This is a genomic window from Luteimonas sp. Soil_C_5 (genome assembly GCF_057656615.1).
Genome location: NZ_JBDGKA010000003.1, coordinates 698,389 through 711,290, shown reverse-complemented (window position 1 = coordinate 711,290; position 12,902 = coordinate 698,389). Strand labels below are relative to the sequence as shown.

The window sequence follows — 12,902 nt, the reverse complement described above, 5'->3', positions numbered from 1 at the left end:
CAGTCCTCAATCGGTCGTGCCGGCGGGGGCCGGCGGTGCGAGCACGCGGGCGGGAAGCCAGCCGCGCGTGCCCGTGTCGTCTTCCGCCCACCACCAGTCGGCGAGCAGGCGATGGAGCCGGACCCGGTCGCCCGGGTCCACTTCCAGTTCCGTCGTGTCGTAATCCGCGCTCGCGACCGCATGCGCCGGCGTGCCGGGCGCGCGCTGCAGCAGGGCGGTGGGCATCCAGCCCCCTGCGCCGTCCGCGCGGACGACCCAGGTGAAAGCCGGCCAGTCGGTGTCCACGCGCCCCGGCGTCAGCACCTCGCCGGCGGTCACCCGGATCGGCGGGTGACCGGGGGCGCGGTGCGCAGTGGCGACACGGGCAACGACCGGCGCGGCCATCGCGTCTCAGCCCGCCGCCATCGCCCGCTTCGCCGCGGCGACGATCTTCTCGACGCTCGGCAGGTATTTCATTTCCAGGCGGAACAGCGGGATGTGCGTGTCGTAACCGGTAACGCGCTCGACCGGCGCGACGAGGTCGTACATCGACTCCTCGGCCAGGCGCGCGGCGATCTCGGCGCCGAAGCCCGCGGTCTTCGGGGCCTCGTGCACGATGACGCAACGGCCCGTGCGCGACACCGATTCGGCGATCGTCGCGAAGTCCAGCGGCTTCAGCGTGGCGACGTCGATGACCTCGGCGCTGATGCCGTCCTGGGCCAGCTTCTCGGCCGCTTCCAGCGCTTCCTTGACCTGCGCGCCCCAGCTGATCAGCGTGACGTCGGTGCCGTCGCGCAGCACGTAGCAGACGTCGAGCGGCAATGCCTCGCCGTCGTCCGGCACCACTTCCTTGTACTGGCGGTAGATGCGCTTGGGCTCGAAGTAGATCACCGGATCCGGCTCGCGGATCGCGGCCAGCAGCAGGCCGTAGGCACGCGCCGGCGACGAGGGCATGACCACGCGCAGGCCGGGCACGTTGGTGAAGATGGATTCGTTGGCCTCGCTGTGGTGCTCCGGCGCACGGATGCCACCGCCCCACGGCACGCGCAGCACCATCGGGCAGGTCAGGCGGCCGCGGGTGCGGTACCGGAAGCGCGCCGCGTGGCAGATGATGTGGTCGACCATCGGGTACATGAAGCCGTCGAACTGGGCTTCGGCGACGGGCTTCATGCCCATCGCGGCCATGCCGACGGTCAGGCCGGCGATTGTGGTCTCGTCGAGCGGCGTGTCGAGCACGCGCTCGGCGCCGAACTGCGCCTGCAGGCCGGCGGTCGCGCGGAACACGCCGCCGTTGACGCCGACGTCCTCGCCGAGCACGACGACCGAATCGTCGGCGCGCAGCTCGTAGGCGAGCGCCTGGGTGATCGCCTCGATCAACGTGATCGCGGCGGGCGTGTCGGACTTCGCGACGGCGGCCGTGGTCTTGCTGACGGCGACGTTCATGCGCGGCCCTCCGCGGCGATCGCCTTGGCGCGCTGTTCCAGCAGGTCCGGCGGCGGATCGGCGTAGAGGTAATCGAACATCGCTTCCACCGGCTGCACCTTCAGTTCCAGATAGGCGTTGATCTCGACGTCGATGCGCTGGGTGCAGTCGGCGATCCAGGCTTTCTCCTGGTCCTCGTCCCACAGCTTCCGCGCGGTGAGATACGTGCGCAGGCGCGTCATCGGATCACGCGTCCAGGCGTCCTTGACCTCGGCATCGTCGCGGTAGCGGCGCGCGTCGTCGGCGGTGGTGTGGTCGTGCAGGCGATAGGTCATGAACTCGATGACGCTGCCGCCTTCGCCGCTGCGTGCGCGCTCGAGCGCGCGGCGCATGCCTTCGAGCACGGCGATCAGATCGTTGCCGTCGACCTGCAGGCAGTGCAGGCCGCCGGCCAGGCCCTTCTGCGCCAGCGTCGGCGCACCGGTCTGCGACTTGCGCGGTACCGAAATCGCCCAGCCGTTGTTGATGATGCATTGCACGAACGGCAGCGCGTAGGCACCGGCCGAGTTGATCGCGGCGTAGGTGTCGGTCTTCGAACTGCCGCCATCGCCGCAGCAGGTCACCGCGACCCGCGGTTCCTTGCGCAGCTTGAACGACAGCGCGGCGCCGGCGGCGTGCAGGCACTGGGTGGCGATCGGCACGCACCACGGGAAATCGTGCGGCTGGTGCTGGAAGTCGTTGCCGCGCTCGTCGCCGCCCCAGTACATCAGGATCTCGCGCAGCTGCACGCCACGCATGATCTGCGCGCCGTACTCGCGGTAGCTGGGGGCGAAGACATCCTCGGGACGCATCGCCGCGCCGATGCCGACGTGCGTCGCCTCGTGGCCCAGGCAGGCGGCATAGGTGCCCAGCTTGCCGGTGCGCTGCAGGGCGATCGCCTTGCTGTCGAAGGTGCGCACGAACAGCATCTGCTTGAACAGCGGCAGCAGCGTGGCGGGATCGGAAAAGGCCTCGGGAAACTCGGCGACGGGCGTGCCGTCGGCACCGAGGTACTGCAGGTATTCGATTTCGAATTTCGCGACAACGGTCATCGTGCAAACCGGTCAGGGACAATGGTTGCCGATGATACCGGCGGGCCCGTTAACGCCCGTTGCGCGCTGCCGCATGACGGCGGTGCCGTCGATCGCGTATGCGCGAGGCGTTCAGGCGTCGCTGCCGCGTCCGGGGCCGATGTGGGTGCGGACCTCGAACAGCTCCGGGAAGAACGTCAGCTCCAGCGCCTGCTTCAGGAAGCCCACGCCGCTCGAGCCGCCGGTGCCGCGCTTGAATCCGATGATCCGCATGACGGTGCGCATGTGGCGGAAGCGCCACAGCTGGAACTGGGTTTCCAGATCCACCAGGTCCTCGCACAGGGCGTACTCGCGCCAGTAGCGGTCGGTGTCCTCGTAGATGGTTTCGAACACCGGCACCAGGGCCTCGTCGTGCGCATGCGGCTCGCGCCAGGCGCGTTCCAGATGACGGGCGTCGACCGGGTGCCCCCAGCGTCCGAGATAGCGCAGGAACTCGTCGTACAGACCCGGTGCGTCCAGCGCGGCCGCCAGGCCCGCCTGGCCCTCGGGATCGTGGGCGAACACGTCCAGCATCGCCGCGTTCTTGTTGCCCAGCAGGAACTCGACCGTGCGGTACTGCAGCGACTGGAAGCCGGACGAGGGACCCAGCACGTCGCGGAATTCCATGTACTCGGCCGGCGTCATCGTCTCCAGCACCGACCACTGCTCGGTCAGCTGCCGCAGCACCTGCTTGCAGCGCGCCAGCACCTTGCGGCAGCGCCAGACCTCGTCGCGCCGCAGGTGGCCGATCGCCGCCGACAGTTCGTGGATCATCAGCTTCAGCCACAGCTCCGACACCTGGTGCTGGACGACGAACAGCATCTCGTCGTGCTGCGGCGGATCGGACAGCGGCTGCTGGGCGGCCAGCAGCAGGTCCAGGCGCAGGTAACCGCCGTAGGTCACGCGGCCCGAGAGGTCGCGGTGGATGCCCGCTTCGAGCGGGCGCTGGTTGCGATCGATCGTCATCGGGCAAGCGTACTCCATGGTCCGAGCGGGTGACCCCGGGCGGCGACATGTGTCGCTGCGCGTCATGCAAGCGACACGGAATGGCGGCACACTCGGTCCGGGGCATCGGGCCCGGGGCGCGAAGGGACACACACGACATGACCAGATTCCACGGCCGGCTGCTGTCGGCGTTGCTGCTGTGCGGGGGCGCGGGACTGGCGCACGCGGAGGTCGTCATCAGCCAGGTCTACGGCGGTGGCGGCAACAGCGGTGCGCCCTACAACGCGGACTACGTCGAGCTGTTCAACACCGGCGACCTGCCGGTGTCGCTGGCGGGCACATCGGTCCAGTACACCAGCGCCAGCGGCACCGGGAACTTCGGCGCGTCCGCCGGCCAGATCGTGGTGCTGCCCGGGGTCGAGATTCCCGCGGGCGGCTATTTCCTCGTCGGCCTGGCCGGCGGCGCCAATGGCGTGCCGCTGCCGGCACCCGACGCCAGCGGCACCATCAACATGTCCGGCACCGCGGGCAAGGTCGCGCTGGCCAACACCACGTCGAGCCTCGGCTGCAACGGCGGCAGCACCGCGTGTACGCCTGCGCAGCAGGCGCTGATCCTGGATCTGGTCGGCTTCGGCAGTGCGAACTTCTTCGAAGGCGCCGCGCCCGCACCGGCGGCCAGCAACACCACGGCCGTGTTCCGCGCCGGCGACGGCTGCACCGATACCGACAACAACGCGGCCGACTTCAGCGCCGGCGCACCGGCGCCGCGCAATGGCGCCAGCGTCCCCAACATCTGCAGTGGCGGCGGCACGCTGTATCTGAGCATCGGCGACGCCAGCGGCGCCGAGGGCGACAGCGGCACGACACCGTTCTTCTTCACCGTCAGCCTCAACCAGCCTGCCGGCGCCGAAGGCGTCCGCGTGGACTACGCGACCGCCGACGGTACCGCGACGGTGGCCGACAACGACTACATCGCCAAGAGCGGCACGGTGACCTTTGCCGAAGGCCAGCGCGAGATGACGATCCACGTCGAGGTCGTCGGCGACGAGACCGTGGAACCGGACGAGGTGTTCTACGTCGATCTCGACAACGCCGACGGCGCGCTGATCGCCAAGGCGCGCGGCACCGGCACGATCGTCAACGACGATATGACCACGCTGGCGATCCACGCCATCCAGGGCAGCGGCGAGCGCTCGCCCTACGAGAACCAGCCGGTGGCGACGACCGGTATCGTGACCGGCCGCAAGAACAACGGCTTCTTCATCCAGACGCCGGACGGCGAGGACGATGGCGATCCGGCGACGTCCGAAGGCCTGTTCGTGTTCACCGGCAGCGCGCCGCCGGCCGATGCCGCGGTCGGCAACCAGGTGCTGGTGCAGGGCACGGTCATCGAATACGTGCCGGCCGCCGATCCGCACCAGCTGCCGCTCACCGAGATCACCGATGCTTCGGTGGTGATGCTGTCGCAGGGCCATGCGCTGCCCGCGCCGGTGGTGCTCACCACCGCGATGCCCAGCGCCGACGGCGGCCTCGGCCAGCTGGAACATCTGGAAGGCATGCGCGTGACCGCGCCCAGCTTCACCGTGGTCGCGCCGACCGGCGGCAACGTCAACGAGGCCCAGGCCACGGCGACCAGCAACGGCCGGTTCGCGGTCGTCGTCACCGGCACGCCGCGGCCGTTCCGCGAGCCCGGCATCGCCACGCCCAATCCCGATCCGCTGGGCAGCAGCGCGCCGTCGATCCCGCGCTGGGATTTCAATCCCGAGACCATCGTCGTCAACAGCAGCACGATCGGCGCACCGGCCGCGGATCTCGCCGCCGGCTGCCGCATCGTCGACGGCTCGCTGACCGGGCCGCTGGACTACACCTTCCGCCGCTACACGATCTATCCCGAAGGCGAACTGCAGAGCGACTGCAGTGGCGCGGGCGAAGTGCGGCCGTCGATGGCGCCGGGCCCCGACCACGTGACGTTCGCGACCTACAACCTGCAGCGGTTCTTCGACACGGTGAACGACGCCAACAGCGGGCCGACGCTGACCGCAGAAGCGCTCGAGCGCCGGCTGGCCAAGGCCTCGCTGGGCATCCGCGCCTATCTGCACGCGCCCGACATCGTCGGTGTCACCGAGGTCGAGAACCTGTCGGTGCTGCAGACGCTGGCGACGCGCATCAATGCCGATGCGGTCGCGGCCGGGCAGCCGGATCCGCGTTACGTCGCGTATCTGGAGGAAGGCTTCGACGTCGGCGGCATCGATGTCGGTTTCCTGGTGCGCACCGCTGAAGTAGGCGCGGGTGTGGCCCGCATCGCGGTCACCCGCGTCGTCCAGGAAGGCGCCGACGCGCTGCTGCAGAATCCGAACGGCTCGACCAGCGTGCTCAACGACCGGCCGCCGCTGGTGCTCGACGGCGTCGCGCATTTCGCCGACGGCCGCACCTTCCCGCTGACCGCGATCGTGGTGCACCAGCGTTCGCTCAGCGGCATCGAGGCCGACGACGGCGGCAGCAACGGCTGGCCCAGCGGCGGCGCCCGCGTGCGCGACAAGCGCCAGAAGCAGGCCGAATTCCTGGCCACGCTGATCCAGGGCATGCAGCAGGCCGACCCGGCGCGGCACATCGTGGTGTTGGGCGACTTCAACGCCTTCGAGTTCAACGACGGCTATGTCGATGCGATGGGCGTGGTCACCGGTCTGCCGTCGCCCGACGGCGAGACCGCGATCGACGGCGACGGCGCGGTGCTGGTGTCGCCCTCGCTGCTCAACATGACCCTGGAAGCGGCCAACGACGAACGCTATTCCTTCGTCTTCGACTACCAGGCGCAGTCGCTCGACCACGTGCTGGTGAACCAGGCCGTTGTCGACTCGCCGCTGGTCGTCGGTCTCGACGTCAGCCACGCGCGCATCAATGCCGACTTCCCCGAAGTCGCGCGCAACGATGCGGCCACGCCGACGCGCCTCTCGGATCACGACCCGACGGTGCTGCTGTTGCGGCTTGCGCCGGTGGAGATCGCCGATCTGGGCATCACCGCGACCGCGGCCAATGCCGAGGTGTTCGCGGGCGACGCGCTGGCGTTCTCGGCGACCCTGCGCAATGCCGGTCCGGACGCCGCGCGCTTCCCGGGCATGGGCGCGGTGCTGGATCTCGAGGTCGACGATCTCGCGATCTCGGCGCCGGCCGGCTGGACCTGCGATGCACCGACGGTCGCCGACGGCACGACGACGGTCTCCTGCAGCCACGACACGCTGGCGGCCGACGCGGAGGCCTTGTTCGCACTGACGGCGACCGCGTCCGAGGCCGCGATCGGGCGTGCGGTGACGATGACCGTCGCCGCCGCATCGCAGACCGGTGATCCGGATGCGTCCGACAACAGCGCGGTCGCGGCGATCGCGGTGGTCGAGGACCCGCAGTCGGCCGCGCAGCCGCTGGTCAACGGCGAACAGGTCACCGGCCTGTCGGCCGATGCCGGCGGGTCGTTGCTGTTCCGCATCGAGGTGCCGACCGGCGCGCGCAACCTGCGCATCCTGACCGCGGGCGGCAGCGGCGACGTCACGCTGTACGCCAGCCACGAGGCGCTGCCGACCGCGGATGCCTGGCAGCTGCGTTCGCAGCGGCCGGGCAACAACGAAGTCGTGCAGCGCGCGGTGCCGGAGGCGGGCACCTGGTATGTGCGCGTGCAGGGCGAGCGTGCATTCGAGCGGCTGTTGATCCGCGCCAGCTACACGCCCTGAGCCACGCGGCGCGACGCAGGCCCCCGGCCCGGTGCCGGGGGTTTTGCGTTTCGGGCGAGGCGGATCCGGCTACGCGCGCCGTCCGCGCCGGGGCGGGCGCCGGTTTCGTGCTGGTAGGATTCGGGGTCGCATCGCATGCCAGCAGGGGATCCCGCCGAATGAGTCAGCCCACTCCAGAAGTCGCCGCCCCGCGCGGTGCCGTCGCCCGCTTCCTCGACGCCGTCGAGCGGGTCGGCAACAAACTGCCGGATCCGGCGGTGCTGTTCCTGGGCCTGATGCTGCTGGTGTGGGTGGTCTCCGCGCTGCTGGCCAATGTCAGCTTTGCCGAGATCGATCCGCGCAGCGGCGATCCGCTGCAGATCCGCAACCTGCTCGCTGGCACCAGCTTCACCACGTTCATGGCGGACATGGTCCGCACCTTCGTGACGTTCGCGCCGCTGGGCGTGGTGCTGGTTGCGATGCTGGGCCTGGGTGTCGCCGAGCACACCGGCTTCATCAACGCGGCGTTGCGCGCGGTGCTGTCGGTGACCCCGAAGATGCTGCTGACGCCGATGCTGATTGCAGTCGGCATTTTCAGCCACGTCGCAGTGGACGCGGGCTATGTGCTGGTGATCCCGCTGGGCGCGGTGATCTTCTATGCCGCCGGTCGCCATCCGCTGGCCGGCATCGCGGCCGCGTTCGCCGGCGTGTCGGGTGGCTTCTCGGCGACGTTCATTCCCTCGAGTCTCGATCCGCTGCTGGCGGGCCTGACCCAAGAAGCGGCGAACCTGATCGACCCGTCGGTGATCGTCAACCCACTCAACAACTATTACTTCACCACCGCTTCGACCGGCCTGATCGTGCTGGTCGGCTGGTTCCTCACGGATCGCGTCATCGAGCCGCGCCTGCGCAACACGATCGTCGACGGCGATGCCAGCGACATGCCGACGATGTCGGCGCTGACCGCGGGCGAGCGTCGTGGTTTGTGGCTGGCGGTGTTGGCGATGGTCATGGTTGCGGTTGCGGTCGCGACGACGGCACTGGGTGCCGGTTCGGCGTGGCGCGCGCCTGCGGACGCGGCGACCGGGGCCGGTGAACTCCTGGTGGCCAACGCGCCGCTGATGCAGTCGATCGTGCCGCTGATCTTCATCCTGTTCGTTGTGCCCGGCATCGTTTACGGCTACGCGTCAGGCGCGGTGAAATCACATCGCGACATCATCGCCGGCATGAGCAAGGCGATGAGCGGCATGGGCTACTACATCGTCATGGCGTTCTTCGCGGCGCAGTTCATCTATGCCTTCGGCCAGAGCAATCTTGGCGCGCTCCTGGCGATCAAGGGAGCGAATGGCCTGCAGGCGCTGGGGATGCCGACCGGCGTGACCCTGATCGGCATCGTGCTGCTGTCGGGCTTCGTCAACCTGCTGGTGGGCTCGGCATCGGCGAAGTGGGCGCTGATCGGCGCGATCATGGTGCCGATGCTGATGCAGCTGGGTATCTCGCCCGACCTCACCCAGGCGGCGTATCGCGTTGGCGATTCCAGCACCAACATCATCACGCCGCTGCTGCCGTACTTTCCACTGATCGTGGTGTTCTGCCAGCGCTACGTGAAGTCCAGCGGCATCGGCACATTGCTAGCGCTGATGCTGCCGTTCTCGATCACGCTGCTGATCGTGTGGTCGGCGTTCCTGCTGGGCTTCTGGGCGCTCGGCCTGCCGCTGGGCGTTGGCGCGAGCTACGTCTACCCGGCAGTCTGAATACGCAACACCGTCGGATCGCGTCGCCGGGCGGGCACGCGATCACGGGGCAGGGGTGGCAATGGTCACTTTCCATGCGGTCCGGGCGCGGCTAAGTTAGCGCGTCGCCCGGCCCGGTCCGTGGCATCGATCAACGTCAGGAGTCGCCCTACGTGTCAATGAATCCGTACGCCGCCGAGGAAAAGAAAACCATCCTCGGCCATCCGCGCGGCCTGTTCGTGCTGTTCTTCGCCGAAATGTGGGAGCGGTTCTCCTACTACGGCATGCGCGCGCTGCTGATCTTCTATCTCGTGCAGCACTGGATGTACTCGGACTCCGAGGCGTCGGTGATCTACGGCGCCTACACGGCGCTGGTCTACATCGCGCCGGTGGTCGGCGGCTATCTGGCCGACCGTTATCTGGGACAACGCAAGGCGGTGGTGTTCGGCGCCGTGCTGCTGACGTTCGGTCACTTCCTGATGGCGTTCGAAGGTGACGGCGGCCAGTCCGCGGCCGAGATCAACATCTTCTGGCTGGCGCTGGCTTTCATCATCGTGGGTTCGGGCTTCCTGAAGGCCAATATCTCGGTGATGGTCGGTCAGCTGTATCCGCGTACCGACATCCGTCGGGACCCGGCGTACACGATCTTCTACATGGGCATCAATCTCGGCGCGGCGATGGGCGCGTTGATCGCCGGCTATCTCGGCCAGACCTACGGCTGGGCCTACGGCTTCGGCGCGGCGGGCGTGGGCATGCTGCTGGGCCTGATCGTGTTCGTGCTCGGCAAGCCGCTGCTGATGGGCCGCGGCGAGTCCAAGGTGCCCGAGCGTCTCGCGGCGCCGGTCATGGGCATCCGCTTCGAGTGGCTGCTGTACGTCTTCGGCGTGCTGGCCGTCGGCGTGGTCTGGTTCCTCATCCAGTATCAGAAGCTGGTCGGCGGCCTGTTGATGGGCACCGGTGCGCTGCTGATGGGCTACGTGCTGTACACGGCCGTGTTCAAGCTCGAGCGCGAGGCGCGCAACCGCATCTTCGCGGCCCTGATCCTGATCGTCGGTTCGATCCTGTTCTGGGCGCTGTTCGAACAGGCGGGTGCGTCGCTGAATCTGTACACCGATCGCTCGGTGGACCGTCATCTCTTCGGCTGGCCTGTTCCGGCGGCGATGTTCCAGGCGCTGAACTCGATCTACATCATCCTGCTTGCGCCGCTGTTCGCGATGCTGTGGCTGTGGCTTGGCCGCCGCGGCTGGGAACCGTCGACGCCGATGAAGTTCGCGTTCGCGGTGGTGCAGGTCGGCCTCGGCTTCCTGATCCTGGTGTGGGGCGCTAACAGCGTCGGCCCGGGCCAGATGACGCCGGTGGTCTTCATCTTCCTGATCTATCTGATCCACACGACGGGTGAGCTGTGCCTGTCTCCGGTCGGTCTGTCGGCGATGAACCGGCTGGCTCCGGCGCACATGGCCAGCCTGATCATGGGTACGTGGTTCTTCGCCTCGGCGACCGGCAACTTCGCCGCGGGCCTGATCTCGGCCGCCACAGGCGGTGAAGGTGCAGGTCCGGGCCGCGTGCTTGAGGTTTACTCGAACGTGGGTTGGCTGGCGGTGGGCGTGGGCATCCTGATGATGCTCGTCTCCCCGCTGATCCGTCGCCTGATGCATCTCGACACGCTCAAGGACGACGAGCCGTCGCTGGCGGGCCAGGACGGGATCGGCGAGCCGATCGCGGCCGGAACCACGCTGGACCAGGAACGCCGTCCGTAACGGGACGGTCGTTCCGACACGAAAACAGCGCCCTCGGGCGCTGTTTTCGTCTGTGCGGTCCGGACGTGGCGCCGGGCAGGCGGGCTCAGTCGGACAGCGGGCCTTCGAGCTTCGCCATCAGGTCCACCAGCTGCGCGCGCTCGTCCGCATCCAGCGGCGCCAGCACACGGCGCTGGTAGTCGAGCGCCAGCGGCACGATCACGTCGTAGACCGCGTAGCCGGCCTCGCTGAGTTCCAGCACCGAACGACGGCGATCGGTGTCGTGCATCTCGCGCAGCAGCAGATCGCGTTCCAGCAGGCGCGCCACCGCGCGGCTCACCGCGACCTTGTCCATCGCCGTGCGCTCGGCCACCTTGTTCGCCGACAGGCCCGGATACCGCCCGAGGACCGCGATGACCCGCCATTCGGTGACGCTGATGCCGAAGCGTTCCGAATAGAGTTCGGCCAGGCCGCCGCTGATGCGGTTGGTGAGCACGCTCAGGCGATAGGGCAGGAACTGGTCGAGATCGAGTTCTGCGTGGTCGTGACCCGCGTGGTCGCGCCCTGCCGGAGCGGCGGAGGCGGACGCGGTGGAAGCCGGCTGCGTCATGGTGCGGTGCGCCTTGCAATTGGTTGCACGTGAAACTACAAAGGAAGGTCTGAAGCCGCGTCCCCTGCCGCGGCCCCATCGCGACGGAGTATCCCATGAGCGCCCAAGCACAGAATCCCGGTCCCAATCTCGGCATGGAAGTGACCACGTTCGAGAACCCGATGGGCATCGACGGCTTCGAATTCGTCGAGTTCGCCGCGCCCGCAGGCCAGGCGGATTTCATGCATGCGTACTTCCGCAACATGGGCTTTTCCGCGGTGCTCAAGCACAGGACGCGGGCGATCACCGTGTACCGCCAGGGCGGGGTGAACTTCCTGCTCAACGAGGATCCGGATTCTTTCGCGGCCGATTTCGCGAAAGCGCACGGCCCCTCGGCCTGCGGCTTCGCGATCCGCTTCCAGCAGCCGGCAGGCGATGTCTACGGCAAGGTGCTGGGCAATGGCGGCGAAGCGATCGGTGCGCGCGAATCGAGCAAGGCTGTCGACGCGCCGGTGGTCAAGGGCATCGGCGACTGCATGCTGTATCTGGTCGACCGCTACGGCGCGTCGGGTTCGATCTACGGCGACGACTATGTCGCGATCGAAGGCGCCGACCAGAACCCGACCGGGTTCGGCCTGACCTTCATCGACCACCTCACGCACAACCTCTACTTCGGCAACATGCAGAAGTGGTCGGACTATTACGAGAAGCTGTTCAACTTCCGCGAGATCCGCTACTTCGACATCAAGGGCGCGAAGACCGGCCTGAAGTCGAAGGCGATGACTGCGCCGGATGGCGTGGTGCGCATTCCGCTCAACGAGTCGAATGATCCCAAGTCGCAGATCAACGAATATCTCGACGCCTACAAGGGCGAGGGCATCCAGCACATCGCCTGCTTCACCGACGACATCTATGCGTCGATCGAGCAGATGCGCGAAAAGGGCATCGACTTCCTCGACACGCCGGAGACCTACTTCGACGTCATCGACCAGCGCATTCCGGACCACGGCGAAGACGTCGCGCGTCTGCAGCGCAACAAGATCCTGATCGACGCCGATCCCGAAACCAAGCAGCGCAAGCTGCTGCAGATCTTCACCAAGAACGCGTTCGGCCCGATCTTCTTCGAGATCATCCAGCGCAAGGGCAACGAAGGCTTCGGCGAAGGCAACTTCCAGGCGCTGTTCGAGAGCATCGAACGCGACCAGATGCAGCGCGGCGTGCTCTGACGCAGTGCAGGCAAGGCGGCCCCGGAACGTGCCGGAGCCGCCTTCGGATGAAGCGCGACAGCGCTGCGCCGGTGCTGGCGATCAGGCGTTCGCCATGCCCGCCAGACCTGCCAGCAGTGCCGCACCGCCGAGCAGGAAGAACGCACCCATGATGAGCAGTGCGATCAGCAGCAGGATGCCCTGGATCATGAAGAACAGGCGCAGCTTGTCGGTCGAACGGACGGCGGCATCGAGCCGTCCTGTCGCGGCGGCTTCTTCCGCGGCACTGGCTGCCTGGAACAGCAGCACGCCCAACCAGATCGGGACCCAGGCCCAGAGGATGCCGATGATGCTGAGCACTTGCAGCGCGCCCGAGATCATCAGCATCACGCCCAGCAACTTCATCCACAGCTTGCCGTTCAACAGCGGACGCACGATTGCCCGCACGGCGTTGTCCGTCGTGTCTATCAAATGTTTTCCCCT

General features: G+C 67.8%; 10 protein-coding genes. 4 read left to right on the top strand and 6 right to left on the bottom strand.

From position 1 onward, the window contains the following. Positions 1 to 6 precede the first annotated feature (6 nt). The 4 genes from AC3A5K_RS11590 to AC3A5K_RS11575 form a co-directional block, all read right to left on the bottom strand. Positions 7 to 384 (bottom strand): SH3 domain-containing protein, encoded by a 378-nt coding sequence (locus AC3A5K_RS11590; RefSeq protein ID WP_487617669.1) that lies wholly within the window; start codon positions 382 to 384, stop codon positions 7 to 9. Positions 385 to 390: 6 nt separating this feature from the next. Beyond that, entirely contained in the window at positions 391 to 1,422 is a 1,032-nt protein-coding gene (locus tag AC3A5K_RS11585) for an alpha-ketoacid dehydrogenase subunit beta (protein ID WP_487617668.1), read from the bottom strand. Further along, positions 1,419 to 2,492: a pyruvate dehydrogenase (acetyl-transferring) E1 component subunit alpha gene (gene pdhA / locus AC3A5K_RS11580; RefSeq protein ID WP_487617667.1), complete on the bottom strand. Its 1,074-nt coding sequence runs from the start codon at positions 2,490 to 2,492 to the stop codon at positions 1,419 to 1,421. The genes AC3A5K_RS11585 and pdhA overlap by 4 nt, the downstream gene beginning before the upstream one ends. Positions 2,493 to 2,603: 111 nt before the next feature. Then, complete coding sequence (locus AC3A5K_RS11575; RefSeq protein ID WP_487617666.1) at positions 2,604 to 3,476, bottom strand: tryptophan 2,3-dioxygenase; 873 nt, start codon at positions 3,474 to 3,476, stop codon at positions 2,604 to 2,606. Positions 3,477 to 3,613: 137 nt separating this feature from the next. On the opposite strand from AC3A5K_RS11575, the gene AC3A5K_RS11570 reads away from it, so the two are divergent. The 3 genes from AC3A5K_RS11570 to AC3A5K_RS11560 all read left to right on the top strand — a co-directional run bounded on the left by AC3A5K_RS11570 (position 3,614) and on the right by AC3A5K_RS11560 (position 10,646). Further along, positions 3,614 to 7,177, top strand: a complete 3,564-nt coding sequence (locus tag AC3A5K_RS11570; RefSeq protein ID WP_487617665.1) for a Calx-beta domain-containing protein — start codon at positions 3,614 to 3,616, stop codon at positions 7,175 to 7,177. Between the two features lie 158 nt (positions 7,178 to 7,335). Next, positions 7,336 to 8,910, top strand: a complete 1,575-nt coding sequence (locus AC3A5K_RS11565) for an AbgT family transporter (RefSeq protein ID WP_487617664.1) — start codon at positions 7,336 to 7,338, stop codon at positions 8,908 to 8,910. 158 nt (positions 8,911 to 9,068) lie between these two features. Next, a complete protein-coding gene (locus AC3A5K_RS11560) occupies positions 9,069 to 10,646 on the top strand; it encodes a peptide MFS transporter (RefSeq protein WP_487617744.1) in 1,578 nt (525 codons plus the stop codon). An 85-nt stretch (positions 10,647 to 10,731) separates the two neighbouring features. Here the strand turns inward: AC3A5K_RS11560 and AC3A5K_RS11555 are convergent, their stop codons facing one another. Next, a complete protein-coding gene (locus AC3A5K_RS11555; RefSeq protein WP_487617663.1) occupies positions 10,732 to 11,235 on the bottom strand; it encodes a MarR family winged helix-turn-helix transcriptional regulator in 504 nt (167 codons plus the stop codon). A gap of 95 nt (positions 11,236 to 11,330) precedes the next feature. Here AC3A5K_RS11555 and hppD point away from each other — a divergent pair, with 95 nt between their 5' ends. Continuing rightward, on the top strand, positions 11,331 to 12,440 hold the full coding sequence (hppD, locus tag AC3A5K_RS11550) for a 4-hydroxyphenylpyruvate dioxygenase (protein WP_487617662.1): 1,110 nt from the start codon (positions 11,331 to 11,333) through the stop codon (positions 12,438 to 12,440). Between the two features lie 81 nt (positions 12,441 to 12,521). Here hppD and AC3A5K_RS11545 read toward each other — a convergent pair whose 3' ends face one another. Beyond that, positions 12,522 to 12,866 (bottom strand): DUF5362 family protein, encoded by a 345-nt coding sequence (locus AC3A5K_RS11545; RefSeq protein WP_487617661.1) that lies wholly within the window; start codon positions 12,864 to 12,866, stop codon positions 12,522 to 12,524. Positions 12,867 to 12,902 lie beyond the last annotated feature (36 nt).

What these genes read in the sequence shown, in the direction of transcription:
- AC3A5K_RS11590 (WP_487617669.1), bottom strand. Translation starts at nt 384, where the DNA reads ATGGCCGCGCCGGTCGTTGCCCGTGTCGCCACTGCGCACCGCGCCCCC.
- AC3A5K_RS11585 (WP_487617668.1), bottom strand. Translation starts at nt 1,422, where the DNA reads ATGAACGTCGCCGTCAGCAAGACCACGGCCGCCGTCGCGAAGTCCGAC.
- pdhA (WP_487617667.1), bottom strand. Translation starts at nt 2,492, where the DNA reads ATGACCGTTGTCGCGAAATTCGAAATCGAATACCTGCAGTACCTCGGT.
- AC3A5K_RS11575 (WP_487617666.1), bottom strand. Translation starts at nt 3,476, where the DNA reads ATGACGATCGATCGCAACCAGCGCCCGCTCGAAGCGGGCATCCACCGC.
- AC3A5K_RS11570 (WP_487617665.1), top strand. Translation starts at nt 3,614, where the DNA reads ATGACCAGATTCCACGGCCGGCTGCTGTCGGCGTTGCTGCTGTGCGGG.
- AC3A5K_RS11565 (WP_487617664.1), top strand. Translation starts at nt 7,336, where the DNA reads ATGAGTCAGCCCACTCCAGAAGTCGCCGCCCCGCGCGGTGCCGTCGCC.
- AC3A5K_RS11560 (WP_487617744.1), top strand. Translation starts at nt 9,069, where the DNA reads ATGAATCCGTACGCCGCCGAGGAAAAGAAAACCATCCTCGGCCATCCG.
- AC3A5K_RS11555 (WP_487617663.1), bottom strand. Translation starts at nt 11,235, where the DNA reads ATGACGCAGCCGGCTTCCACCGCGTCCGCCTCCGCCGCTCCGGCAGGG.
- hppD (WP_487617662.1), top strand. Translation starts at nt 11,331, where the DNA reads ATGAGCGCCCAAGCACAGAATCCCGGTCCCAATCTCGGCATGGAAGTG.